Annotated in this window: 22 protein-coding genes and 2 riboswitches; of the genes, 10 read left to right on the top strand and 12 right to left on the bottom strand. The window is 40.6% G+C overall.

Translation table 11 applies throughout. The annotated features are described in order from the left end of the window. Position 1: 1 nt before the first annotated feature. From I2483_RS14200 to I2483_RS14185, 4 genes are all read right to left on the bottom strand, one after another. A complete protein-coding gene (locus I2483_RS14200; RefSeq protein WP_207277787.1) occupies positions 2-1,471 on the bottom strand; it encodes a nicotinate phosphoribosyltransferase in 1,470 nt (489 codons plus the stop codon). A gap of 415 nt (positions 1,472-1,886) precedes the next feature. Further along, positions 1,887-3,698 carry an ABC transporter substrate-binding protein gene (locus I2483_RS14195; protein WP_207277786.1) on the bottom strand — a complete coding sequence of 604 codons (1,812 nt, stop codon included), beginning with the start codon at positions 3,696-3,698 and terminating at the stop codon, positions 1,887-1,889. Positions 3,699-3,734: 36 nt separating this feature from the next. Then, positions 3,735-5,222: an ABC transporter permease gene (locus tag I2483_RS14190; protein WP_207277785.1), complete on the bottom strand. Its 1,488-nt coding sequence runs from the start codon at positions 5,220-5,222 to the stop codon at positions 3,735-3,737. A 22-nt stretch (positions 5,223-5,244) separates the two neighbouring features. Then, a complete protein-coding gene (locus I2483_RS14185; RefSeq protein WP_207277784.1) occupies positions 5,245-6,690 on the bottom strand; it encodes an ABC transporter permease in 1,446 nt (481 codons plus the stop codon). A 127-nt stretch (positions 6,691-6,817) separates the two neighbouring features. Here I2483_RS14185 and I2483_RS14180 point away from each other — a divergent pair, with 127 nt between their 5' ends. Beyond that, on the top strand, positions 6,818-8,557 hold the full coding sequence (locus I2483_RS14180) for an ABC transporter ATP-binding protein (RefSeq protein WP_207277783.1): 1,740 nt from the start codon (positions 6,818-6,820) through the stop codon (positions 8,555-8,557). 240 nt (positions 8,558-8,797) lie between these two features. After that, the gene (locus tag I2483_RS14175; RefSeq protein WP_207277782.1) at positions 8,798-9,841 is read left to right on the top strand and encodes an AI-2E family transporter; all 1,044 of its coding nucleotides are present in this window, start codon (positions 8,798-8,800) and stop codon (positions 9,839-9,841) included. Positions 9,842-9,881: 40 nt separating this feature from the next. Here the strand turns inward: I2483_RS14175 and I2483_RS14170 are convergent, their stop codons facing one another. Both I2483_RS14170 and I2483_RS14165 read right to left on the bottom strand, forming a co-directional pair. Further along, positions 9,882-10,394 (bottom strand): methylated-DNA--[protein]-cysteine S-methyltransferase, encoded by a 513-nt coding sequence (locus tag I2483_RS14170; RefSeq protein WP_207277781.1) that lies wholly within the window; start codon positions 10,392-10,394, stop codon positions 9,882-9,884. A gap of 152 nt (positions 10,395-10,546) precedes the next feature. Further along, a complete protein-coding gene (locus tag I2483_RS14165; RefSeq protein ID WP_207277780.1) occupies positions 10,547-10,846 on the bottom strand; it encodes a TIGR04104 family putative zinc finger protein in 300 nt (99 codons plus the stop codon). A gap of 261 nt (positions 10,847-11,107) precedes the next feature. Here I2483_RS14165 and I2483_RS14160 point away from each other — a divergent pair, with 261 nt between their 5' ends. From I2483_RS14160 to metC, 3 genes are all read left to right on the top strand, one after another. Then, positions 11,108-11,245: a hypothetical protein gene (locus I2483_RS14160; protein ID WP_207277779.1), complete on the top strand. Its 138-nt coding sequence runs from the start codon at positions 11,108-11,110 to the stop codon at positions 11,243-11,245. 84 nt (positions 11,246-11,329) lie between these two features. Further along, positions 11,330-11,436, top strand: a riboswitch (SAM riboswitch). 77 nt (positions 11,437-11,513) lie between these two features. After that, on the top strand, positions 11,514-12,635 hold the full coding sequence (locus tag I2483_RS14155) for a methionine biosynthesis PLP-dependent protein (RefSeq protein WP_207277778.1): 1,122 nt from the start codon (positions 11,514-11,516) through the stop codon (positions 12,633-12,635). Further along, positions 12,632-13,825: a cystathionine beta-lyase gene (gene metC, locus I2483_RS14150; protein ID WP_207277777.1), complete on the top strand. Its 1,194-nt coding sequence runs from the start codon at positions 12,632-12,634 to the stop codon at positions 13,823-13,825. Before I2483_RS14155 ends, metC begins: the two co-directional genes overlap by 4 nt. Before the next feature lie 426 nt (positions 13,826-14,251). On the opposite strand, the gene I2483_RS14145 is transcribed toward metC, so the two are convergent. Both I2483_RS14145 and I2483_RS14140 read right to left on the bottom strand, forming a co-directional pair. Beyond that, positions 14,252-14,752 carry a flavin reductase family protein gene (locus I2483_RS14145; protein ID WP_255485867.1) on the bottom strand — a complete coding sequence of 167 codons (501 nt, stop codon included), beginning with the start codon at positions 14,750-14,752 and terminating at the stop codon, positions 14,252-14,254. Positions 14,753-14,850: 98 nt separating this feature from the next. After that, a complete protein-coding gene (locus I2483_RS14140; RefSeq protein ID WP_346267731.1) occupies positions 14,851-15,693 on the bottom strand; it encodes a pirin family protein in 843 nt (280 codons plus the stop codon). A gap of 225 nt (positions 15,694-15,918) precedes the next feature. Here I2483_RS14140 and I2483_RS14135 point away from each other — a divergent pair, with 225 nt between their 5' ends. Beyond that, positions 15,919-16,278, top strand: a complete 360-nt coding sequence (locus I2483_RS14135; protein ID WP_186673252.1) for a winged helix-turn-helix transcriptional regulator — start codon at positions 15,919-15,921, stop codon at positions 16,276-16,278. Between the two features lie 63 nt (positions 16,279-16,341). On the opposite strand, the gene I2483_RS14130 is transcribed toward I2483_RS14135, so the two are convergent. The 3 genes from I2483_RS14130 to I2483_RS14120 all read right to left on the bottom strand — a co-directional run bounded on the left by I2483_RS14130 (position 16,342) and on the right by I2483_RS14120 (position 21,409). Next, positions 16,342-16,908, bottom strand: a complete 567-nt coding sequence (locus I2483_RS14130; RefSeq protein ID WP_207277775.1) for an NADPH-dependent FMN reductase — start codon at positions 16,906-16,908, stop codon at positions 16,342-16,344. A gap of 289 nt (positions 16,909-17,197) precedes the next feature. Beyond that, positions 17,198-19,492: a 5-methyltetrahydropteroyltriglutamate--homocysteine S-methyltransferase gene (gene metE / locus I2483_RS14125; RefSeq protein ID WP_207277774.1), complete on the bottom strand. Its 2,295-nt coding sequence runs from the start codon at positions 19,490-19,492 to the stop codon at positions 17,198-17,200. 45 nt (positions 19,493-19,537) lie between these two features. Beyond that, positions 19,538-21,409 (bottom strand): bifunctional homocysteine S-methyltransferase/methylenetetrahydrofolate reductase, encoded by a 1,872-nt coding sequence (locus tag I2483_RS14120; RefSeq protein ID WP_207277773.1) that lies wholly within the window; start codon positions 21,407-21,409, stop codon positions 19,538-19,540. A gap of 158 nt (positions 21,410-21,567) precedes the next feature. Further along, positions 21,568-21,676: riboswitch (SAM riboswitch) on the bottom strand. Between the two features lie 356 nt (positions 21,677-22,032). On the opposite strand from I2483_RS14120, the gene I2483_RS14115 reads away from it, so the two are divergent. After that, positions 22,033-22,230, top strand: coding sequence for a hypothetical protein (locus tag I2483_RS14115; RefSeq protein WP_207277772.1), 198 nt, complete (start codon positions 22,033-22,035; stop codon positions 22,228-22,230). 444 nt (positions 22,231-22,674) lie between these two features. Here I2483_RS14115 and I2483_RS14110 read toward each other — a convergent pair whose 3' ends face one another. Then, the gene (locus I2483_RS14110; RefSeq protein WP_207277771.1) at positions 22,675-23,625 is read right to left on the bottom strand and encodes an ABC transporter substrate-binding protein; all 951 of its coding nucleotides are present in this window, start codon (positions 23,623-23,625) and stop codon (positions 22,675-22,677) included. A 114-nt stretch (positions 23,626-23,739) separates the two neighbouring features. On the opposite strand from I2483_RS14110, the gene I2483_RS14105 reads away from it, so the two are divergent. From I2483_RS14105 to I2483_RS14095, 3 genes are read left to right on the top strand one after another with little or no spacing between them, the layout of a single operon-like run. After that, on the top strand, positions 23,740-24,741 hold the full coding sequence (locus I2483_RS14105) for an iron chelate uptake ABC transporter family permease subunit (protein ID WP_207277797.1): 1,002 nt from the start codon (positions 23,740-23,742) through the stop codon (positions 24,739-24,741). Beyond that, positions 24,738-25,790, top strand: a complete 1,053-nt coding sequence (locus tag I2483_RS14100; protein WP_207277770.1) for a FecCD family ABC transporter permease — start codon at positions 24,738-24,740, stop codon at positions 25,788-25,790. Before I2483_RS14105 ends, I2483_RS14100 begins: the two co-directional genes overlap by 4 nt. Before the next feature lie 16 nt (positions 25,791-25,806). Then, complete coding sequence (locus tag I2483_RS14095) at positions 25,807-26,496, top strand: (2Fe-2S)-binding protein (protein ID WP_207277769.1); 690 nt, start codon at positions 25,807-25,809, stop codon at positions 26,494-26,496. Positions 26,497-26,716 lie beyond the last annotated feature (220 nt).

The following is a 26,716-nucleotide window of genomic DNA, read 5'->3' as shown; positions in this document are numbered from 1 at the left end:
CTTATCCGTTAATAAATTCTTCCACCATTTCCTGGACTTCCTGGATGTTGCGCAGCTTATTGTCCCAACACTTTTGGCTTAAGTCGACCGGATACTCCTCAGGATTAAGGGATCGTTTATATTCATCCCATAATAATTCTAAGTTGTCTTTCGCGTAATCACGCATTTGTTGAAGCGTTGGATTATCGTAAATAATAACTCCTTGCTCCGCGACTTTGACATGTAGATCTTTCGCTTCGAAATTCGTAACAAACTTTGAAATGAATGTGTGGACGGGGTGGAACATTTTGATGCGTTTCTCAGATGCGGGGTCCTCATCATGCATCGTAATATAATCCCCTTCAGCCTTACCGTTTTCTCGGTCAATAATTCGATACAACTTTTTCCGACCAGGCGTCGTCACTTTTTCGGTTGTCGATGAAATTTTGATCGTATCTTCCATTTCGCCGACTTCATTTTCTATGGAGACAATTTTGTAGACTGCCCCTAGTGCCGGCTGATCATACGCCGTGATCAATTTCGTTCCAATTCCCCACACATCTACTCTCGCGCCTTGTGCTTTCAAGTTGAGGATTGTATATTCATCCAAGTCATTTGAAACAAATACTTTCGCATCTGAGAATCCAGCTTCATCTAGCATTCGGCGCGCTTCTTTTGATAGGAATGAAATATCTCCACTATCTAAACGGACGCCGATGAAATTGACTTTATTACCTAGTTCTTTTGCTACTTTAATTGCCGTCGGAATACCTATTTTCACTGTATTATAAGTATCTACTAGGAAAACACAATCTTTATGGCGTCTCGCATAAGAGTGAAATGCTTCATACTCACTTTTATAGGCCTGAATCATTGAGTGGGCATGCGTTCCCGCTACAGGAATATCAAATCTTTTCCCAGCGCGGACATTACTTGTCGCTTCTACACCGCCAATGAACGTAGCACGTGCACCCCATATCGCGGCGTCCATCTCATGCGCACGGCGACTGCCAAATTCCATCACCACTTCGTCCTTGACGACTTGTTTGATGCGGCTCGCTTTCGTCGCAATAAGCGTCTGGTAATTAACGATATTAAGGAGAGCTGTCTCGATCAGCTGTGCTTCGATAAGTGTCGCTTCTACGCGAATAATCGGTTCGTTAGCAAATACAAGTTCCCCTTCAACCATCGAATAGACATCGCCAGAGAAACGGAGCTCCTTTAAATAAGATATGAAATCGTCTTCATAGCCGAGGTCATCCTTCAAATAAGCAAGATCACTTTCACTAAAATGAAAATCTCTTAAATAATCGAGAACCCGCTCAAGCCCCGCGAATAATGCATAGCCATTACCGAACGGCAAGTTTCTAAAAAAGAGTTCAAAAACCGCTTTCCGTTCATGTATACCATCCGCCCAGTATGATTCCGCCATATTGATTTGATATAAATCTGTATGTAAAGCCAAGCTGTCATCCGCATATTTCGAACTCATGTCAATCTCCTTCTTCCGCATACTAATGGTACAAGTATACACTATTTACCCTATATTCGACTGAAAATAACATGATGTAACATATCCTTTTTCCTTTTCCGCAATTCATGAATGAATTTATTCTGCCAAGCCATATTAAAAAGAATTGATTCTAATAAGGAGGTATTTTTATAAAAAAAGACAATGAACGAGATGCAAATAAAAATAAACCCTTATCTGAAAAGATAAAAACGAAAACAATCAATCAAAACGGTATTCATGAGGAATTATCCCGTGAGTTCGCAACGCTTGGTGACCGAAAAAAAGCGATGATTGATTTTTATCGGTCGACAAAAAAATAAAATTCAACTCAAAGGAAAAGAGACTAAATCTTAATATCGATTTAGTCTCTTTTCATTAATCATATGAGAAGATATTAGTTACCTGCTTTATAATCGTTCAAAAACTCTTGAACTTTTGCCGAATCTGCCTTCAATTCATTCCCCGTATCGACCAGCGGGCTAACTGTAGAAACTGCCTTCTTTTTATTCCCTTGATAGAAATTTAGAATTTCATCCTGGTTGATGGAGTAAAGTACGGCTTTTCTTAACGCTTCGCTTGTTGATACTTCACGATTTTTTGTATTAAATAGTAAGTAACTTACAGCGTTACTATCATTTTTTTGCAGGAATAACTTGCTGTCATTTTCAACTAGATCATATTTTGTTTCCGGAACACCGTTAAACAAATGGATTTCACTGTTACGCAATGCCGAAAGCGTACTGTCCGGATCTTGTATAAAGCGTACAGTTACAGTAGAAATTTTCGGTTCGTAATCCGTCCCTGCCATATATGCAGGGTTTTTGTAGAAGATTGCTTCATAATCATTTTTGTGGGACAGAATATATGGGCCACTCGCATACAATGTATTGTTATATTTGGCACCTTCTGTAACAGAATTTTGGTCGCCGTAAGGGATATCTTTACTTACGGCGAACGAAGCGACATCATACGTATTGATGCTCTCGACTTGTTTTTTAGACACGATTCCCGCAGATTGGTGAGCCAAGTAGTTCAGAACTTGCGGGAAAGGGTTAACTGTTGTCATTTTCACTACTTGGTATTTTCCTGAAGTGTTATCTGCTGAAGTTTTATCCGAAACGAGCTCCGCGATTTTTACGTCCAAGCCCTTCTCCAGGCCTTCCCTAACCGTCTCTTTACTTCCGGATTGCAAAACATCCAATTCAGATAGATCCGTTACAACTTCTACATCTTGAATATGTTCATGCAAGCTGTATGTGCGGTGATCAGGTACAGAATTCGGATCTTTTGCACGGTTCAGTGAGAAAATAACATCATCTGCGCCTACACGCTCACCTGTATCTACAGCTTTTCCATCGGTGATAGCAGCAAAGTTAAGATCGTCACGGAGAAGGAAATAATAGGCTGAATTGCCTTCTGCAATACTATGATTATAAGAAAGTGAGCCATCTGAAACGACTACATCATCATCCGTCAGGTTAACTAGTCGAACGTACATGTTCGTATTAAGTGTATTAATTGAGCCGTCGTTCGCTTTAATAGGATCAAGAGACGTCAACGTTCCGATTGCTTGCTGAACAATTAATGAATCAGTTTCTCTTTTTGTTTTGTCATTAAAATCAATAGGTTCCCACGCGATTGCACGTGATTTAGCAAGTCGTACTGTATTTACGTCAAGAATGTCTTTATTGACTCCTTGTGCTTTAAACGAATTGTAAAGAGGTGCAATATAAGCTTTGTCAAACACTAGACGCTGTTCTAATTTCTTGTATGTCTTTGCAAACTCATTAGGCGTTTCTGTACTTGCTTTTTCAATCAATGCATCAACTTCTTCATCAGCCATAATACTGTTATCACCGTCTGATTTGAACAGTGCCCGAACGGCATAATCCGGGTTCCCTGTAACAGTAGTCCAGCTAGATAATGCGACATCATAATTCCCTGCCTCTTTTTGTGCAGTGAAGCTTCCGTAATCAGGTTGAATATTCAACTTGACGTCAAAGCCATTTTTAATAAGCTGATCTCGTACAATGTTCATATCTTCTTCCCCAGAACCCATACCCAGAAGTTCGATGACCACTTTACTTTTATCCGTCTTTGGTTCTGTATTGTCATTCTTTTTATCGGAAACATCCGATTTCGTACTTACACATCCGGCCAAAACCACCATAACTGCTAGTAAAATCGTCAATAAACTTTTCTTCATTATTAATTCCCCCTTATTATTGTTCGGTATTTATGTTCAATCCATTCTTGGATCAAAGGCATCACGCAATCCATCTCCCAAAAAGTTAAACGATAAAACAAGCAAGATAATCGCAAGCCCCGGGATAATGGCTAAATAGGAATGCGATTCCAAATATGTGCTGCCGATTTTTAAAATGTTTCCCCATTCTGGAATATGCGGTTCCACACCGAGTCCTAAGAAACTTAAACTGCTCGTCGCGATAACTGCGCCTCCGATTGTCAGTGTCGCCTTGACTATCATCGGCGCAAGTGAATTTGGTACTATCTGTCTAAAGATAATAGAGAAGTCCGATGAACCGAGCGCACGTGCAGAATCGACAAATTCATAGTTTGACACCATCATGACATTGGCACGCATAGTCCGGGCATAGGTAGGTATAGATCCGACACTAAGCGCTAAAATTAGATTCGTCGTATTTGCACCAAATGCCGCAATGATAGCAATTGCTAATAGAATTCCAGGAACGGCATATAGTATATCAAGTAGTCTCATAATAATATTGTCCGTCCGCTGACTGTAGTATCCAGCTAACGCACCTAGAAAGCCGCCAATCACAACCGGAATGGCCGTCGAAGCAAACCCTACAAGAAGCGAAATTCTTGCACCATAGATGATTCTTGAAAACAAATCCCGTCCGAAGTTATCGGTGCCAAACGGATAGGCAAGGCTCGGTTTTTGAAGTATTGCACCATAATCATTTTCAACTGCCATATCGTAGTCAAATGTAAATGTGCTGCAAACGGATATGGAAAACATAAGAATGATGAAAAACAAACCAAGTATCGCCGTTGAATTACGGGTAATCTTCTTCCACATTGTATTCCACTTCGAAATCTTAGACTGATCATGACTGCGAACCTTTACTATCAAGCTATAGCCAAGCAATAATGCAAATAGATTTCCCGTCAACGCGGTAAACAGAAGTACTATGGCAACAATCATCATCCAAGCCGGCGCACTCTCTTCCTTAACATATCTCGCTGTGAGAATCAGTGTCACAACTTGAAAAATCATTATTCCTAGTAAGATAATCATTGCTGATAAAAACGAATCTGCTACATATGACTTAAATAAATTAAGAGATGATATGGCGATGATAAAAACCTGGGTGAGCAGCATATAGACAGCGAACGTATACTCCGGCGTCTTCTGCTTTTTAATGAGATTAAAGGCAAATGCTACAGTAAAAACATTTCCCGTTACTACACTGAACAACTGTACATAACCTAGCTTTCTTGTCGAACTCCGAATTTCACCTACTGTCAGAAGGTTTCGCTTCACCATCCATGTGAGGATAGTTTGAAAGATCGTGAAAAACGCATAAGCCGCAAATACGCTAAAGACAGAACCTTTCAACTCCCCTTCTTTGAAATTGAAACTGTTCAGTAGCAAGACGACAGTCAGGATTAAAGAAATAATCCATGTGAAATTTGCTTGTGTATATTCCCGCGATATTTTCAATACATGTTTTTTGTTTAGCATCACCTTCACACCTTCTCCCGCTCTACGATTGCTTCATCTTCGAACGGATGCGAGGATCGAAAAACGCATACAAAATGTCGATGAGCACATTGACTAATGAAATCGTTATTGCAATATAGATAACCCCACCCATTATGGCAGGTATATCGGGAATGAACTGCTTATCTACGATGTAACTTCCGATTCCTCTAATGTTAAATACTTTCTCAGTCACCGCTGCACCTCCAAGCATTCCCCCGAATAGCAGACCAATAACTGTAATAATTGGTATCATTGCATTGCCTACCGCATGTTTCCAAAGAACTTGAAGCCGATTGAGCCCCTTGGCTTTTGCTGTGATGATGTAGTCCTCATTGATGATTTCCAACATCGACGAACGCGTCATCCTCGCAACAGATGCAGTCAAAGCAGTTCCGAGTACGACAACTGGCATGATTATAGACAGCCAGTTTTGAGGACTATATGTGGCGGGTAGCCATTGTAATTTAATAGAAAAGTTCAAAATAAATAGTAGCCCTTGCCAAAAGTTCGGGATCGACAATCCAATCAATGCAATAAACATAAACGAATAGTCCAAAAACGAATTCGGCCTTGTTGCTGAAATGATGCCTACTGGGATGGCGATAACAACCGCCATCAGTAATGATAAAACCGTAATCGTCAATGTGATTGGGAATTTATTTGCAATACTTGCTGCGACATCCTCATTGCCGGCATAAGAAGCTCCTAGATCAAACGTGGCGATTCCTTTAAGCGCATTCCATAATTGTGAAAGATAAGATAAATCCAAACCATGCAATTGATTGAATGAGGCAATCTGCTCTTTCGTCGCCGCCTCGCCAAGAATATTCGCGGCAGGATCAAATGGCGATAAGTAAAGTATCGTGAACACCAGAACTGAAACACCAGCTATAACGAAGAGGCTCATAATCAATCGTTCAACTATAAATTTGACGTACGGATTGCTGAACAAAAGAATGAGTAGATACATGAAGAAGCCTGGAATGAATGAAGCAAGCAAGAACAACGGTTTTCCAAGCAATGAATGAAAGTAAGTTGAATATGTTACCTGCTGAACGCCTTTTAGGTCCGCTATTTCATTTGTTTTTTTCGTTAGCGTTTTTCTAAATTGTTCTTCGGCAAGCTTTTCCACTTCCCTATCTATTTCCTTCTCATTTACTTCATTATTGAAGAACGAATGTTTTCGTAGTAATTGTTCTTTAAAATCATGCATCGCACCTTCTTTATAACTCGATACTGTCAAGGATTCCCTTACCTCTTCATAAATCACCGTGTATGTATCGTCTTTTCTCTTCAAAAGATAGAATAAAAATACAATAAGATGAACTGGCAAACCTAAAATTAGTAACCAATACTTATAAGACGGCCGTCGTTCCATTTTGCCAAACGTAAATTGAAGGACATTCAATAACCCAAAATAGGGTGTCGCTTCTTTATTCACTCCCATCGAAGCAGTTCCTCCTTTCCGATATTGTTTAATTCCTATTGGTATAGTAAAGTATAGATTCGGTAACTATTTAAGTCAATGTAATTTTCAACTAAATATAATTTCAGATAATAGGCAGGTGTTTTTATTGGAAACAGTTTTAAAGGTAAGTGATCTACGCGTCTCGTTTCTGGGTCACGACAAGGAATTTGAAGCAGTCCGTGGTGTGAGTTTTGAAGTGAAGAAAGGTGAGACGCTTGGAATTGTAGGTGAATCAGGAAGTGGAAAAAGCGTAACAGCCCGCTCAATCATGCGCCTCCTCCCCTCTCCCCCTTCTTATCTAAAAGATGGAGAGATTGAATTTCAAGGTGAAAATCTCGTGCATAAAACGGAAAAAGAGATGGAGAGTATCCGTGGTCGCGATATAAGCATGATTTTTCAAGATCCGATGACTTCGTTAAATCCAACAATCCAAATCGGTAAGCAAATAGCTGAAAGTTTAATCAAACATCAGAACTTATCTAAAAGAGATGCGAAAAACCGTACCATTGAACTGCTGAAACTTGTAGGTATACGTGATAGCGAAGCGCGTTTCAGCCAATATCCACACGAGTTTTCAGGTGGAATGCGGCAGCGCGTCATGATTGCGATTGCACTCGCCTGCCGTCCGACACTACTAATTGCGGATGAACCGACGACTGCACTTGATGTGACAATACAAGCCCAAATCTTAAATTTGATGAAAGATATGCAGGAACGTTTTGGAACCTCCATCATACTGATTACCCATGACCTAGGCGTTGTTGCCGGCATGTGCGATCGCGTCGTCGTCATGAAAGACGGTGAAATTGTGGAGACCGGAACGACGGAAGAAATTTTTGATAATCCTAAACATTCCTATACGAAGAAACTGCTCAACGCACTTCCACGCCTTGACGAGAAAAAGAAGCCAAAACGCACTCCTTTACGTACTATTGGTATAGAAAGAGGGAAACCTCTGCTAGAGGTGAAATCACTGAAGCAGCATTTCGACGTTGGGAAAGGCAATGTAGTGAAGGCCGTGGATAATATCAGCTTCCATATAAAACCCGGAGAGACGCTCGGACTTGTTGGTGAGTCAGGGTCAGGTAAGTCGACAACCGGCCGCGCCATTTTACGTCTTCATGAACCAACGGACGGTGATGTTTTGTATCAAGGGATGGCCATCAACCGACTTTCGAAAAATGAAATGAAAACGATGCGGCGTCATATGCAAATGATCTTCCAAGATCCGTATTCTTCACTTAATCCGCGTTTCAAAGTGCTTGATATTATCGGTCAGGCATTAGACATCCATCGGTTGAGTAAAAATAAAGAGGAACGAAAAATGAGGGTTGAAGAATTACTTGTTATGGTTGGGCTCGAACCGTCCCATGCAATGCGCTACCCACATGAATTTTCCGGGGGACAGCGCCAAAGAATCGGTATTGCACGCGCACTTGCCGTAGAACCTGACTTCATCGTTTGCGACGAACCTTTATCGGCACTAGATGTTTCTATCCAGTCGCAAATCGTGGAATTACTGGAAGATCTTCAGCATCGTCTCGGACTAACCTATTTGTTCATCGCGCACGACTTGTCCATGGTTAAACACATCAGTGACCGGGTTGCCGTTATGTATGCAGGGAAAATAGTTGAGCTTGCCGAAAGCGAGGAACTGTATTCCAATCCTCAGCATCCCTATACAAAATCGCTACTTTCAGCGATTCCTATTCCTGATCCGAAAATAGAATCGAAGAAAAAACGAACGCTTATGGAAGAACAAATCGAGGAGGACAAATATCAGCTATCACAATCTGAGTTAATCGAGGTTTCTGATGGGCATTGGGTAGCAGTTCCTATCAATTAAAGTATGTTTCAAACTTCATTTATTACAATATCTATCATATAATTAAACATAAGCTGAGGAGTTATGACCTTTTACGGTTTATTACTCCTTTTTTCACGGCTAGCGCTTGCATATTTGTTCGCAAGTTATTTTATAAAAAAGCATTTCTATCTTGTAATCTCTACAAATCGTAGCAATACTAACAATGAATGGTCTCATTTCTTGTTTTCACTTTTAGTTATTTATGGAGGAGCTAGGTATATGGGTGGGTTATTAGATATTTTCGAGAAAAAGGGACCACGGCGTATACTAATTTTTGCTTTAATTATTTTAATTCTATACAGTGTCAAAAGTATGATGAATATTATTTTGCTTACCTTCATTTTCGCTTTTTTATTGGATCGGCTTATTGAGTTTACGATCAAACGTGTACATTTAAAGCGCAAGCTACTGGTCATTCTGCTGTACACAGTGATTGTGGGCTTACTGACAGTTGGCGTTGTAAAGTATTTACCTCTAATCACAATGGAAATCAGTCAAATTATTATAAGGATTACAAACTTCTTTTCCGAACCTCATGACAATGTACTGCTCAGCTACTTAGAATCCGTCATTTCTAGCAATCAAATTGCGGCCTACTTGGAAAATGGTTTTTCTTTCTTGTTAAAGTATTTCTCTGATATTAGTAAAACGAGTATTCAAGTACTACTTGCCCTAGTATTAAGCTTATTTTTCTTACTAGAAAAACCACGTTTAATAGAGTTTACAAACAAGTTTAAAGATAGTAAGATTGCTCCTTTTTACTTCGAAATTGAGTTCTTTGGCAAAAAGTTCACACGGACGTTTGGAAAAGTGATTGAAGCCCAATTTATTATTGCGATTGTTAATACAATCTTGTCCGTGATCGTATTGCTCATACTCGGATTCCCACAAATAATCGGGTTGGCAATTATGATTTTCTTTTTAGGGCTCATTCCTGTTGCTGGTGTCATCATTTCACTTGTTCCACTGACGATAATTGCTTTTACAATCGGAGGATTCCTGAAAGTTGTCTACGTGATTATTGCAGTCATGATTATTCATGGCATTGAAGCCTATATTTTAAATCCGAAACTAATGTCTTCAAAAACAGATTTACCCGTTTTCTACACGTTTATCGTGCTCATTTTCTCGCAAAACTTCTTTGGCGTATGGGGACTCATTATCGGTATTCCCGTTTTTGTTTTCCTACTTGATATACTTGATGTAACGAATAAAGAATCGGCGCATCCCACATCTATTCTAAAAAGCAAAAAGACAAGGTGAGATTAATTACATCTCCCTTGTCTTTTTTTCTATCGAAACGCTATCTTTCCAGTTCTAGAAGCTGCTCTTTCATCTCCAAGCCGGCCCGAAAACCGCCCAACTTACCACTTTTTGCAATAACGCGATGGCAAGGAACAATAATCAAGACCGGATTGGCGCCGATAGCGGTTCCGACGGCTCGGACCGCATTCGGTTTTTCAATCCGTTCGGCAATGTCCGAATAGGATACAGTCCGTCCGTACGGAATTTCTTGCAATGCCTTCCAAACAATTTGTTGAAAAGGAGTACCATGAAGATCGATTGGCAATAAGAAATTCCGGCGCTGCTCTTTCAAATAATCGACCAACTCGACAGTGTGCGGCTTCAGAATGTCCGCTTCCTCCGTCAGAGTATGACTCGGAAGCCGTTTGTTCACCCACGCTTCTAGTTCTTCGAATGGTGCGTTCGGGGTACCTATATAGCAAAGCCCCTCTGTTGTAGCCGCTATATACATATTCCATTGCGAGTGATTAAGCGATGTCCAATACACGTTTTTTTCACTGTTCTTCTCCATTGATCTGCACCTCCATTGCTATATTCAATATCGGAACCTATATAGGTTCCAATATTTTTTTGGCTCTTGCCCAGTTTTCTTTTTTGAATAACGTGATTAAATAGAACGGATTCGGAAATCCCATGTCCTACTTGTAAGTGGCCCCCTTTTTTTCACCAAAGTGGTTTATCTTTATTCGTTAATTCAATCATATATAGAGAAAGGAACATAACTAAAACAGCGGTTACACTCAAGATTGAAATTACAATTGTCCAATGGATTTCAAATTGTACTGCTGGGATAAGCGTCAATGTAGGCGCAATGGATATCAAACCAGTGCGTTTTCTAGATTTAGGGGTTACATACTGTTTTTCACCACAGTACGGACATTCAACTCCCCTGTTGAACCTAAGGTACTTGATGAACGCATTCTTCCAATTCCATTTGCGGCCACAACTATTACAGTTCGGCATTTCATCACCCACAGTTCATACATATAGGTTCTTGATAACTAATAAGTTTCATTAAATCAAATCGGACGACTTCCAAGAAGAATCATTGATTAACAATATAACACAATTCTTTTTTTAGTATTACAATAGACTAAGTCTGTGAATTACCTATTTTAATACATAAAGTACTTGTAAGAAAAGCGTGAAAGTATCCATTTCCACTTGTTCGTTTTCGGCTCGCTTTGGATATATTGATCACCATAACTTTACTGAGGGTTACGTGTGGCTGAACGTAATGCCATAAAAACTCTTGAAGACGTTGGCCTTGGTTCAACTTCCTGGTTTGATAATTGGTCCATTTTCGTAGGTGCGGACTGTATCCAAGCTATTCAATCAACGGATGCAACCACCGAAAGATAGATTTTGACAATTCACTCTTGTTTTATTTTCCATGTCATGATAAAATTATAGAAATTGTTCTTTTCACATAATTCAATAATTTAATTCTTATCAAGAGAGACCGAGGGAAGGGCCCTTTGACGTCTCAGCAACCAGCCTTTTCAGGTACGGTGCTAATTCCCTTAGGTGTCCATTTCCCTAGAAGATAAGAAGATAGTCTACGATATTTCGGGGACCCTCTTCTTATAGAGGGTCCCTTTTTTTAATCAAAAAGAAAAGGGTGACTACAATGACAAAACGAAGTTTAGAGACAATTCTGGTGCAATTAGGAAATAACAGCGATCCGAAGACTGGCGCGGTTAACCCGCCGATTTATTTATCAACAGCGTACAAACATAAGGGGCTCGGTCAATCCACCGGCTACGATTACACGCGGACAAAAAATCCAACCCGTTCCATATTGGAAGATGGAATTGCAAACTTAGAGGGCGGCGATGCGGGTTATGCGTGCAGTTCTGGTATGGCGGCGATTCAGCTTATTCTAACGCTTTTCCGCCCTGGGGATGAATTGATTGTTCCAGAAGATATTTACGGTGGCACATATCGCTTGCTCGAACAGTATTCCGACGTTTATTCAATCGGTACAACGTATACGAATTTCACCGATGTAAATGAAACCGAGAAGTTAATAACGCCAAAGACAAAAGCGCTCTTCATCGAAACACCGACCAATCCACTCATGCAAGAATTTGATATTCGCCTGTACGCAGAACTTGCTCGGAAGCACGATTTACTATTGATTGTTGACAATACATTCTTAACACCTTATTTCCAGAGACCGATTGAACTTGGTGCTGACATCGTCATGCACAGCGCAACGAAATATATCGGAGGACATAACGATGTCCTCGCGGGACTTGTCGTTGCAAAAGGTGAAAAACTATGTGAACAACTAGCCGCTAACCATAATGCTATCGGTGCGGTCCTCTCCCCTTCCGATTCATGGCTAATCATCAGGGGGCTGAAAACACTGCATTTGAGAATGAAGCAGCATGATGAAAACGCGAAAATACTTGTCAATTATTTGGAGGATGAACCACTTGTTACGGACGTTCTCTATCCAGGAAAAGGTGGCATGCTGTCATTTCGGCTAAACGATAGTGATTTGGTCGGACCATTCCTTGAAAATCTACAGCTCATCACATTTGCGGAAAGTCTAGGTGGAGTCGAAAGTTTCATCACTTATCCAGCAACGCAAACCCACGCGGACATCCCGCGCGAAGAACGGATACGACGTGGCGTCTGCGACCGACTTTTACGTTTTTCTGTCGGAGTGGAAGAAGCTGAAGATTTGATCGCAGATTTGAAGCAAGTATTTGCAACTTTGAATAGTGGGGTGCTTCAACGATGAGTTTGAATAAAGAGCGATTGGAAACAACCCTCATCCATGCATCGACACGTGGGGATTACGAGCAAAAAACAGGTGCTGTCAACGTTCCTATTTACTTATCCTCTACGTTTCATCAGGAAAGCTTTGATGCATTTGGGCCTTATGATTATAGCCGTTCGGGCAATCCAACGAGAGATGCGCTGGAAAAAACAATTGCCTCAATGGAAGGCGGCGCGCGTGGATTAGCCTTTGCTTCCGGAATGGCTGCCATCTCGGCCACATTTATGCTTCTTTCTTCAGGCGACCATATCGTTGTGACCGAAGATGTCTATGGCGGAACATACCGATTCGTAACCGAGGTATTGCCTAAATTCGGTATCGACCACACCTTTGTAGATCTAGCCAATGTCGAGGAAACCGCACGTGCAATTCGTCCGAACACAAAAGTAATCTATATCGAAACACCATCCAACCCTCGTTTAGGCATTACGGATATTGAAGCGATTGTTGAACTTGCAAAAGCGAATGACTGTCTGACATTTCTCGACAACACCTTTATGTCTCCACTTTACCAACGTCCACTGGATCTTGGTGTTGATATCGTTGTTCATAGTGCTACCAAGTTCTTATCGGGGCATAGCGATATCATTGCCGGATTGGCAGTTACAAAGGGTGAAGAACTTGGCAATCGTTTGGCATTCATTCAAAACTCTTTCGGCTCAATTCTAGGCGCGCAGGATTCTTACGCGTTAATTCAAGGTATCAAAACGTTAGGTGCCCGTTTAACACAGTCATCTGAATCGGCACAGAAAATAGCCTCATACTTGAACGACCACACTTTAGTGGAAGAAGTGTTTTATCCAGGGTTAGCAAGTCACCCAGGACACGCAATCCACGCGAAACAGTCGACAAATCCAGGCGCTGTCTTGTCTTTCCGCTTGCCTAACAGAGAGACAGCAAAGGCATTTGTTGAAAACGTCCAGATTCCTATTTTCGCAGTCAGTTTAGGCGGTGTTGAATCAATTCTTTCCTATCCCGCAACGATGTCCCATGCTGCCATGCCTAAAGAACAACGGGAGAAACGCGGCATTACTGAAGGTCTGTTACGCTTTTCTGTCGGGCTCGAACATGTCGATGACTTAATTGCCGATTTTGATCAAGCCCTACAAATAGCCCGGGAGCAAACGGTGACAGTAACTACAAGTCTATAATCTACGAAAACCGGAAGGCACCTAAAAGGAACGCAGCATAAGTGCGCCACTTCCTGTGGCAACAGCTGCATGACCTACATCCTGTAGGCCCGCGACAGGCATAAGTCGATTGGAAGGCAGTCTAAGATCGCGACGTCCTGTCGCATCGACTCCATACCTGCATCCTTGCAGGTATGGAGTGGCGCTTTTTGCCCGGGAAGGATGTAGTTCAATTCTTCCTACTGGATTGCTTTCAAGGAACCTAGCCGAAGTACGCCGCGTCCTGCGGCAATGGCTACGTGACCCACATCCTGTGGGCCTCCGAGCGGCTGGCGCCTGGAGCTAGACACTATTCTTAGTAAAAAAACTTATACTTTTCTTTTTAAAAAGGCCTGGCATCAGTGTATACTGATGCCAGGCCTTTCTATGTCGAACTTTTCAAAGCTATTATTCGCTATAAAAACCTTCTGGAATTGCACCTATAGTTCTTCGGTGATACAGCAGCGGTTCTTTACTTTCATTCTGAATATCTAACACTTCGCCTATGAATATCGTATGATCCCCAGCATCAATTTGTTGAAACGTTTTGCATTGTAAAACCGCAAGCGAATTTGACAGAACTGGTAGATTTAAATCTGACTCTTTCCAATCGCATTGGCTAAATCGATCGGCAACCCTGCTAGAGAATAACGTACATAATTCGCCTTGATCTGCCGCTAAAATATTTACAGAAAACTTTTCAGCATCTAGAAAGTCACTATAGGTAGATACTCTTTTGTCGATGGACCACAATATAAGTAAAGGCTCTAATGATACGGATGCAAATGAATTGACCGTTAGCCCCATCGGTTTTTTATCTGCATCAAATGCTGTAACGACAGTGACTCCCGTTGGATAATTCCCCATTGCTTCTTTAAAACGCGCTACTTGTTCTATCTTACTTCCCATATCAGCAACTCCCATTTTCTTATTTCACTTAAAAGCATATCAAATCTGTTAGAATATTTCATACTTTGTGATTCTGCATGAAATTGAATCGTACATGTTCACTCAAATCTACCATCTCTGTAATCTTTATAGGCCTGCACAATCTCTTCTTCTGAATTCATCACAAACGGACCACGTGCTACTACTTTTTCTCCGACAGGCTGGCCTGCATATAACATGATATGCAGTTTCTCTTCTGCGTGAATCTTTACTTCAGTCTTTTCGCCATCTGTTCCACGGTCCAACCAGAGAACCTGGCCCTTCTTCCCCTCCGCGCCTTCACTGCCGAATGTCCCTGTTCCTTCTATTATATAAAGAAATCCATTGTAACTGCCAGGAAGGTCCTGTGTGACAGTCGTGCCGGGTTCAACAATCAATTCGACCATCGAAACAGGTACGTGATTTTTCGTGTCAGCCGTAACACCTTGCGAAGAACCGGAAAAAACACGTATCGTAGCGCCATCTTCATAACGGACCGGCATATCTTGTGCACGCATGTTCTGATAACGTGGTTCCGACATTTTTTTATCGCTTGGAAGATTGACCCACAATTGCAGCGATTGAACCGTTTCCCCGACAGCCGGGTCCTCTGTATGAATGATTCCTTTACCTGCCGTCATCCATTGGACGTCTCCGGGGTGTAGTTCCCCTCCCCCAGTTTTATTGTCAAAGTGCTCTAGCTTTCCATCAATCACGTACGTAACGGTTTCAATACCACGATGCGGATGCATGCCAAATGTTCCGAGCACGAAAAAGTCTTCAGCCATCAAAAGAAATGGATCAGCGTCTTGCCAGTTTCCTGGTTCAATTACCAATCCTACTTTATGAGTTGGCGATTGTTGCTGATAAACGACGTCCCTTACACTTCTGATTCCTCTTGAAAAAACTTGTTTATTATTCACGTTAACTTCCTCCTTCTGTTTTCGATTGTATATATTGAACATATGAATACATGTGAAAGTTGAACGAAGGCGCCTTACAGGAGTAGCCGAAGCTGATTTGAAGGGCATCTTCATTTCAAATAGTAACTGATTCCTATATATGTTATTATGAATTAAATTCGCCAAAGTGTGAAGTACGCACCACAAAGTGCTATAGTATACAAAAAGATACTAAAGGAGGTTATTATGGGGATACAGCCTGAACTATGTAAAGTTGACGAAGCTCTAGGGATCTTAGTAGGTAAATGGAAACCAATTATTTTACTGCATTTAATTACTGAAGGAACACAAAGGTTTAGTGAATTAAAAAGATTGATGCCGGGGATTACTCAAAAAATGTTAACCAAACAATTAAGGGAATTGGAAGATGAAGATATTATTAACAGAGTCATCTATCCACAGGTTCCCCCGAAAGTTGAGTACTCTATCTCTGAGTACGGAAAAAGCCTACAGCCTATCTTAGCCATTATGCACGAATGGGGCACCAGTCATGTTACACATATTGAAAAGAAAAGAAATAGTCAGAATACCAACGACGCATTATAATGGATAAATCAAAAACAGACACTCTTCAAGAGAATGTCTGTTTTTGATTTATCCGTAGATTTCTTAAGCTTTAACTGTAGCATTCGTTTTGTTGTAGAACTCAATAAAGTTAAATACAACTGAATCCAAGAAATCGATTGTAGCTTTATCAGTAAGTTCGCCAGCTTCGTTCATTTTCTCATGAACCGAACCGATGTATACTTCGTTACCCGTCAGTAAGACAGGTGCTAATGCCGGGTTTGACAAAATTTCTCTTAAGTGAAGTTGCGCACGGATACTTCCGAATGCTCCCATAGAAGATCCTACTATGAAACCAGGCTTGTTTTTAAGTGTAAAATCGCCACCACGTGATAGCCAGTCGATTGCATTTTTCAATGCGCCTGGAATAGAGAAGTTATATTCAGGAACTGCAAATAATACAGCGTCTGTATCTTTTACATTATTTTTAAAATCCACTACATTTGCAGATGGGTTACTTTCTATATCAATTGAAAACATTTCAAGATCATTGATAAAGACAGGTGTGATGTCTAATTGACCTGCATAACGACTTCTCATATGTTCAACTAGTTTCAGGTTAAATGAAGTTGAACTAGTACTTCCGATAATTGCTTTAACTTTAATTGCCATGATTTAAAACTCCTCTATATTAATAATTTGTAACTCTGTTTCTAATTTAATTATACACCACCAACACCCAGGGGGAAGTACGCACTTCAGAGTGACATAGTATACTAAAAGATACTATGGCAGATTAGAATAATAAAAACGTGACCTAATCCCGTAACGTTCTCCTGCATGACCGATCATATCAATAATTTACAGGCCAAATATCCCACATACACAATAAAAAGGCATCTCCACCGCCATTGATCCACGGGGAGATGCCTCTTTTACTTTTAAGGCTAACTTAAAATAATTAACTCTTAAGTACAGCCAACTGACTTTCCCTAACTTCTTTCGCCGCCTCTACCATTATCTTCAAAGCGCCAATCGTCTCTTCTTCTTTTCTTGTTTTCAAGCCGCAATCTGGGTTAATCCAAAATTGTTTCGGATTAATGGTTTTGAGTGCACGATTAATATTTTGTTTCATTTCTTCCTTACTTGGAACACGTGGGCTGTGGATGTCATAAACACCCAGGCCAATTTCTTTATCATACGTATTGTTCTCAAATGCAGCGATAATTTCGCCATGACTTCTTGACGTTTCAATTGAAATAACATCAGCATCCAATGCGCTAATCGATTTGATAATGCCGCTAAATTCCGAGTAACACATATGTGTATGGATTTGCGTATCATTTTCAACAGAAGAAGTTGCCAGTTTGAATGCATAGACAGCAGCATCCAAATAGCTTTCACGTTTTTCTAGATCTAACGGTAAACCTTCCCGAAGTGCAGGCTCATCTACTTGAATCATGCGGATACCGTTCTTTTCAAGCTCTTCAATCTCTTTACGCAGTGCAAATGCAATTTGGTTCAATACGTCGAAACGTGGAATGTCATCCCGTACAAACGACCAATTTAAAATCGTTACAGGACCCGTCAGCATGCCTTTTACTGGCTTCGTCGTTAACGTTTGGGCATAGACACTTTCTTTCACAGTAATTGGTTCACTAAACGCAACATCACCTAAAATGAGTGGCGGCTTGACGCAACGCGAACCATATGACTGAACCCAGCCAAACTGTGATACTGCAAACCCTTCGAACTTTTCACCAAAGTATTCAACCATATCTGTTCGTTCAAATTCCCCATGAACCAAAACGTCAATGCCAATGTCTTCTTGAATTTCAATCCACTTGTCAATCTGATCTTTGATAAATTGCTCGTAGGCCTCATTCGTTATTTCACCTTTACGCCATTTAGATCTTGTCTGTCTGACTTCTGGCGTCTGCGGTAAACTCCCGATTGTCGTTGTCGGCAGAAGAGGTAAATTAAAGCGTTTTTGCTGTTCAATAATCCGTTCCGCAAATGGCAATGAACGATTTACATCTTGCTCAGTTAAATTTTCAATCGTTTCTTTCACTTCAACATTTTGTCGATACTTCGAGTTATTTAGACGAGCAAGTGCATTTCTGCTCTCCTCTAGTCCTGTTGCAATCGTTTCAGTTCCATCGTGAACCCCTCTACTAAGGAGGACAATTTCAGCAAGCTTCTGATCAGCGAATGACAGACCGCCTTTAATAATTGGATCCAATTTTTCTTCCGTTTCCGTACTAACAGGAACGTGAAGAAGTGAAGAAGAAGGTTGAACAATCAAGCGGCTTTTATCAACATGTAACTGGATTTCTTCTAATAGCGTTACTTTTTTATCTAGATCTGCACGCCATACATTTCGACCGTCAATAACACCCGCTGCAAGTACTTTGTCTTGAGGGAAACCATATTTCTGTAACAATTCAAGCGAATCGCCATGCACAAAGTCCAGACCGAATCCATGTACTGGCAACGCAACAACTGCTTCATAATTAGCTACTTTTTCAAAATACGTTTGTAGGATAATCTTTAATTGTGGCACCGCTTCATGGATTGCTGCGTACGCCTGTTGCACATGTTGGAAATCTTCTTCCGACAACTTACTTGTAAGAATCGGCTCATCAACCTGAACCCACTTGGCCCCTGCTTCTACAAGTTCTTTCAATACTTCGATATACAACGGTGTAAACTGTTGCAATAAAGCAGGGAAATTCTCTTCGCCGAAAGACTTTGCCAGTTTAATATATGTAACTGGACCTAGGATAACGGGCTTGCCGTCAATACCCAGCTTTTCTTTTGCTTCTTTATAAAAAGCGAGAGGACGGTTTTCAACTAGTTGTGGCGTTACACCTTCTAGTTCCGGAACAATATAGTGATAGTTTGTATTAAACCATTTCGTCATTTCTGAAGCAACTGCATCCTTCGTTCCACGGGCAATTGCAAAATACGTTTCCAAAGGCACTTTACCACCTGTATACTCAAAGCGTGTTGGTACGACGCCAAACATAATCGATGTATCCAGTACATGGTCATATAATGAGAAATCTCCAACCGGAATAAGATCGATACCGAATTCTTTTTGCTTCTGTAAACTTTCTAACCGAAGCGTTTCTGTTGTTTTTAGTAGCTGTTCTTCTGAAGTTGCCCCATTCCAAAAACTTTCCAACGCCCTTTTCCATTCACGTTTTCCACCAATTCTTGGATACCCACTAATTGAACTTTGTACTTTTACCATTGTATGTTAGCCCCTTTATTTTTTATTTTATTTTTTCAATCCATTTTAATACACGACACTCTTGGTTTGAATCACCTCCCTTGCTACAATCGCGTCCACTTTACCGTGTATATATTCCGTCAACTGTACAGTCATGTCATAGCGCATAAAGGGAGTGATTAAATAGATGCCATGAAAATGCTCAAGCGCCACATCAATCAATTCCTTAGAAACCTCTAAACCTTCTCTCGTAGACTGCTCACGATTCCCATCTAACAAAGCCATTCTTGCACGTACTTGATCCGTCAACTTAATGCCAGGTACCTCATTGTGTAGAAACTCGGCGTTTTGCGACGAGGTCAGCGGCATAATTCCAATGTAAATTGGCGTCTCAATATGTTTTGTCGCCTCGTATACTTCAATAATCTTCTCCGCGCTATAGATAGGCTGCGTGATAAAATAGTCGGCTCCAGCTTCTATTTTTTTCTCTAATCTTTCCACGGCGCGATCTAAATGCCGCACATTCGGATTAAAGGCCGCTGCCACAGTAAAGGACGTCTTCTGTTGCAATGACTTCCCAGACTTGGAAATGCCTTCATTGAATTGCTTTATGAGTTGGATCAATTCAAAAGATGTCATATCGAATACAGACGTTGCTCCGGGGAATTCACCGATTTTTGTAGGATCCCCCGTAATTGCCAATAACTCAGTGATACCTAATGTGTGTAATCCCATGAGATGTGACTGCAATCCAATTAAATTGCGATCACGACACGTAATATGGACAAGAGGCGTTGCACCAATATTTTGTTTAACAAGTGACGCCATTGAAGCATTACATATTCTTGGTGTTGCCAATGAATTATCGGCCAATGTAATGGCATCCACACCAGCATCCTTTAACGCCTGCGCCCCCTTAAAGAACTCACTCGTATTTAAATGTTTGGGTGCATCAAGTTCAACAATTATCGAATGCCTTTTTTTCACTGTTTCAAGCAATGTTGGCAGTTTCGATTCCTTTGACGGTGACTCTACAATCCCTATTTCCGCTTCCTTCTTTTCAATAAATTTCTCTTGAATCGGTTCACGATTTGTAAGTCCCTTCACAAGTGCACGAATATGTTCTGGCGTCGTACCACAACATCCACCTATTAAACTGACCCCTTCTTTTCGAAAATTCATTGCTAATTTCTCAAAATATTCAGGCTCATTTTCATAAAACAATTTCCCATCCTTATATCCTGGATAACTAGCATTTGGATACACTGAGAGTAATGCACGCTTCATTAATGGAACCGTTTCTAAAGATTCAAGCATATGATGGGGACCGAGGCGGCAGTTGACACCAACGATATCCGCGCCTAGATCTTCCAACTGTTGCAAAGCATCCGCTAGCTCCAACCCATTTTGAAGTACCCCAGCTTCATGCATCGAAACGTTCGTAATAATTGGGATATCTGTCTCCTCACGTGCAATTTTCAGCACCGTTGTTAATTCATCAAAATCGTAATAAGTTTCTAAAAGTAGGCCATCCACTCCTTCTAGAAGTAGGCAATACAATTGTTCCCTAAAGCTGCGCTTGATTTCCTCCTCGGTACCAATGGATGTTCGAGACCCATGAATACCCCCGATAGTCCCTAGGATGAACGTATCTTTACCAGCGGCTTTTTTGGCAATTTGGACTGCTGCTTTATTTATTTTTTTTACACTGTCCTCCAAACCATAACGTGCTAACTTAATATAATTGGCGCCATACGTATTCGTTTGAATAATATCCGCACCTGCCTCTATATAGGCCCGATGGATGTGAAGCACTTGTTCAGGATGCGTCAAGTTCAGCTCCTCAAAACATAGATCCACACCGTGTGTATAGAGAAGAGTTCCCATTGCTCCATCACCAATCAAAATGCGTTCTTTCATAGTCTCTACTAAATTCATTACTATCACTTACTCCTTTCACTTTCCTCGAGTCCCGCCCCAAAACTTTTTCCTCGTTCTTTAAAATAAGTTACTTATTGGAATAAATTATTAAAATAAAAAAGAGCCTCTTCCTGTGTTACATAAAGGAAGTAGACTCTAAATCTGAATAAGTCTTCTCCTCATCTACCAAGTCGTTTTATCGACTTGCTGGAATTAGCACCATGCCACAAAATGGCGGTTGCTGAGGTGTCATCGGGCCAGTCCCTATACCTCTCTAGATAAGAAAAACTATTAAGTTGGTTTTGCTTCGTTACGTTATTACAGACTTTACATCATTGTTGGAAAATTAGCAACACATTTACATAAATTAATTAATTGTTTCATAGTTTCAGTTTGTTTTTTCACCCAAACACCCTAGTTACTTGAATAGGATTTTGCTATCCTTGATATAATTAATCAAGTCCCCTCAGCTACACTCACCGATTTCATTCAAGAAAAAGAGAGCTGAACGCACATAACAATATTACGACTAATGACCACCGTCCCCACCATAACCCTGCATATAATAAACTATAAGAACAATAACGAACGACCAGTATACTCAGTTGTTGTTCCCATCAAATTGAAGGGAGGTCATTGACTTGAAAACTTCCTTAGGCATCTGGATTGGTTGGCTAGCAATAATTTTAGCGGCTGCAGGGTTCTTTTATGCACCTTATTGGTTAGGTGGTGGCGCACTCGTTTTAGGCTTAGTCTGTTTAGCTTCTCCACAAAAAGCATTGGCATGGATTTCAATCCTGCTTGGAGCCATTGTGATAGTAATTACGATGTTCCAGTAGCTGGATCATTAGTGATAGTTCAAGGCGTGTTTGGGTTCCCCACCATACATGCCTTTTTTATTTCATTTGATTTGTATGCTTGCGATCTATTATGTAGTTTGAAATAGAGAATTTCATTGAATTCGCTACAGCGCTAGGGGATGCCTCCCGCGCTAAGCCAAGCAGCTACGCCGCCTTACAAGGGCTCCGGCTACCCCTTGTAAGGCGCCTTCGCTCAGTTTATTATAGGTATTTCATTTGTTCAACATTTATAGTTAACTTTTTCGCAGTCCAGCCACATGAACGGGACCCCAAAACGTCGTTTGTGATAAAGTATCATAAAAAAGAAGCGGTGGAAAAGTAAATTATGTATAAGAAAAAAGCCCTGTGAAGCGAGTAAACATCGCATCACCAGGCTTTTTTCTGTTTCGACTTTTTTTGTTATTTTATTTCATTTCATTAATATTACTTCCTCAAGAAGTAATCCTCAATATCATCTAGCATTAAGTTCGCTGCTAAAACACCACCAGCAGTGTTCCAAATGATATCATTTACTTGTGAGACGTTTCCACTTTTCGCGACATTTAGATTTTTAAATAGTGGATCCTCAATCCAGTCGTTTGTAAGCTTCGTTGCTTCGTTATCCCCAGTTTCATAAGTAAAGTAAAAGAGTACATCCCCGTCCATTGCAGGAATCCGTTCTTTCGTAAGACCTTTTTCAGCAAAATCATCCACATCTTGTCCATCTGCACGCGCAAATCCAAGTTGATCTAGAATCACACCTGAGAAGGAATCTTTATGGTAAATGCGTACATCTCCCGCCATAAAGCGAACCATTGATATTTTTTTCTTCGTTTGGTCCCCTAATTCAGTTTTGATTGTTTCAACGCGATTATTATATGCACCTAATACCTCATTACCTTTTTCTTCTTGATTTACTGCTTTCGCATACAATTTAAAGTTTTCCTGCCAATCCCCGCGAAGTGTTTCTGCAAAAACAGTTGGGGCAATTTTACTTAACTGTTCGTAAACTGCTTCATGGCGCATTTTATTCCCGATGATCAGATCTGGTTTTAAAGATGCTATCTTTTCTAAACTTGGTTCTGATTCAACACCCACAGATTCAGTACCTGTCATGTCCATATGATCATACCAAACTTTTTCAGCGGGTGATTGAACTGCACCTACAGGCTGAATTCCCATTGATAGAAGGGCTTCAGCCCCTTCATTTGTTAAGATTACGATACGTTTTGGTGTTCCTTTTACATCTGTACTCCCCATTGCATGCTCGACAGTATATGATTCCACATCAGCTGGTTGTGCACTCTCACCTGAATCTTTTGACTCCTTAGTAGCCCCACAAGCCGCTAATACAAGAATACTCATAATAAATATGAGGGATATTATTTTTCGCATGTTCATTTTTCCTCCTGTTAATTGAGAATGAAAATCATTTACACTTAGTATCCTATATGCTAATATATTTCATGTCAACAGTTAATTGAAAATAATTCTCAATGAAGTGAGGAAATCATGATACATACATCAAGGGGTAAGTGGATTGCTCTTATCATAAGTAGTTTAGCTTTCATTCTTTGTTTTTTTTCAAGTATTGTCTACGGCTATACAGATACAAGCTGGTCCACCGCCTTTTCCGCACTTAAAGAAAATGATGGATCAACTGCACATCTCGTTATCCAAAATGTTCGCTTACCACGTGCATTAATTGCTGCAGCTGTTGGAGCTTGTTTAGCCATTTCAGGAGCAATTATGCAATCCATAACGAAAAACCCATTAGCTTCTCCGAGTATTTTAGGCATTAATGCTGGAGCTGTTTTTTTCGTCGTAATTGGGGTCGTCTTCTTCCAAGTACAAAGCCTTCAATCCTATATGATGTTTGGCTTAGTCGGGGCCGCTGTTGCATTCGCTATCGTCTTTATCTTAAGCAGTATCGGCAGAGAAGGGTTAACGCCAATGAAACTCGTATTGGCAGGAGCTGCTGTATCCGCTCTATTCTCATCTATGACGCAAGGGTTCTTAACCATTAATGAAGCAGCACTCGATCAAGTATTATTTTGGCTAGCGGGTTCCGTAGCCAATCGGCCTCTCGAATTATTAATGACAGGGTTACCTTATATGATGATTGGATTGCTTGTGGCTTTTGTAATGGCGAAACAAATGAACCTTTTGGCAATGGGAGATGATGTTGCATCTGGATTAGGTCAGAATGTTATTCTAGTGAAACTCGTCTTTTCTCTCATCGTTGTTGTGTTAGCAGGAATTTCAGTGTCTATCGCGGGTCCTATCGGTTTCATCGGAATCATTATTCCTCATATCGTTCGGTCATTCGTCGGGATTCAACACCAGTGGGTATTTCCGTTTTGCGCATTATATGGTGGGATGCTACTTCTCGTATCCGACATTGCAGCACGCTATGTTATTATGCCAAAGGAAGTCCCAGTCGGAGTAATGACCGCGTTAATAGGTGTTCCATTCTTTATTTATGTAGCTAGAAGGAGATTTGGGGCATGAAAAGTAAAGTGACAGTTCGAATAGGAAATTCTATTTCATTTATTTTAGATAAGAAATCTTTGTTTACAACGATGATTGCAACGTTACTTTTAGGGTTAGTAGCTATTCTATCGATGGGTTCTGGTGAGTTTTTCATCTCACCTTTAAATGTCCTAAAAGTTATTTTGGGTATTGGTGAATCATTTGATCAAACGATTATCTTTGAATTCCGGCTCCCTCGTATTATGATGGCCATTTTAGTTGGAATTGGCTTAGCGACTGCGGGCGCCATTTTACAAAGTGTCTCTAGAAACCCTCTTGGTTCCCCAGAAATCATTGGTATTACGGCAGGAGCTTCATTTGCCGTTGTATTATTTTTAGCCTTGTTTTCAAATGAAAGTAATGCATTGACCGTGAGCCAAGACTGGATGCCGTTATTTGCTTTCGGTGGTGCGATGATTACAGCCGCAATTGTGTTCGTGTTATCTTGGAATAACGGCATTGCCCCTTTCCGAATGTTACTTATAGGGATTGGGATTTCAGCATTTATGCATGCGGGAACGACGGTACTTATGCTTGTTGGACCAATCCATCAAGCGAGCCAAGCAAATATTTGGATTACTGGAAGTATTTACGGTTCAAATTGGACAGAAGTTCGAATGATTGCGATATGGATTACTATCCTTTTCATCATCACGCTTGCCATGACGAGGGAAATGAACGTGTTAGAACTTGGCGATGATTTGGCGACAAGTGCTGGATCCCCCGTTCAAAGGAATCGAATTATTTCCCTTTTACTTTGTGCTGGCCTGACGGGTGCCTCCGTTTCTTTTGCCGGTGGTATTGGGTTTGTTGGGTTAATCGCACCGCATATTGCAAAGAGAATCGTCGGCCCTACCTTTGGTTCAATGGTAGGATTATCAGCAATCATTGGAGCAATTCTCGTTGTTGTTGCAGACTGGATTGCTCGCGTTGCCTTTGCACCGATTGAAGTGCCTGCAGGCGTATGGACAGCTGTAATCGGGGCACCTTACTTTATTTATTTGCTTATTAAACAACGAAGCCGATAGAGGGAGGGCAAGTAAGTTGAGACAAATTACAAATAATGCATACAATGATTTGGATTCAAACTTTCGTGTTAGACATATTCTGCATACAGATCAAGTAGCATTCTATTTAAAAGATTTGATTACTCCTGGGACAAGACAAGGTACTTTAATAGATATGAAAGAAGTTCTGGATGCTCCAAATCTAGCTGTCACCGCCTCTATAATTGGAAAACGTATTGGTTTCTTGGCGGCGATTTTCACCTATGCCTATTTACAGTATGGAATAAAATATAAGATAGATGTTAACAAAATCGCATGCTTGAAAAGTGACGTCAATGAGAATTGGGTGCCCGATTATTATTTGGGGCATGCAGATGTAGTTGAAGATGAGGACGAAATAGACGCAGAGTGGATCGCTACTAATGTCTACGGCAAACTATTAGCTCCTATTATAGATTCACTGAGTACAGTGAAAGGTTTATCTAGAAAAGTTTTATTAGAAAACTGTTACGTTTATATGGTATGGATTTTCGAGAAAAAGCAAGTAGATAAGACTATTTTTCACAAGCTACTGGAAATTCCCGCAGAATATTTTGGTACAGGCCTATGTCATCCAATGCGTTTATTTAATGATCATTCAACGAATAGAACCACATGCTGTTTAAATTATCAACTTAGGAATGAAGTGAAACATTGCAAAGGTTGCCCATTGACGAACAACAAGTAAATCCTGCACGCGCCAAGATCAAACTATTATTGTTATCCTCCAACTAATATCCGTGGTAGAGTGAGCTATAAATGTAGCAATGCTGTATGGGGTATTCGACTAAAATGAGGTTGCCTGTGACTTTCTTGTTTTCGGCTCCACCGTCTCTTTTCCGTTCAACACTGCGGCTTTGATGTGCAATGAACAAATAAAAGAGATCTTTCGTAAGTTCAATGCGAAC

The sequence above is a fragment of the Sporosarcina sp. E16_3 genome, assembly GCF_017347125.1.
Lineage (GTDB): Bacteria > Bacillota > Bacilli > Bacillales_A > Planococcaceae > Sporosarcina.
Note: the sequence above shows the minus strand (reverse complement) of the source record. Positions and strands in the feature narration are given on the sequence as shown.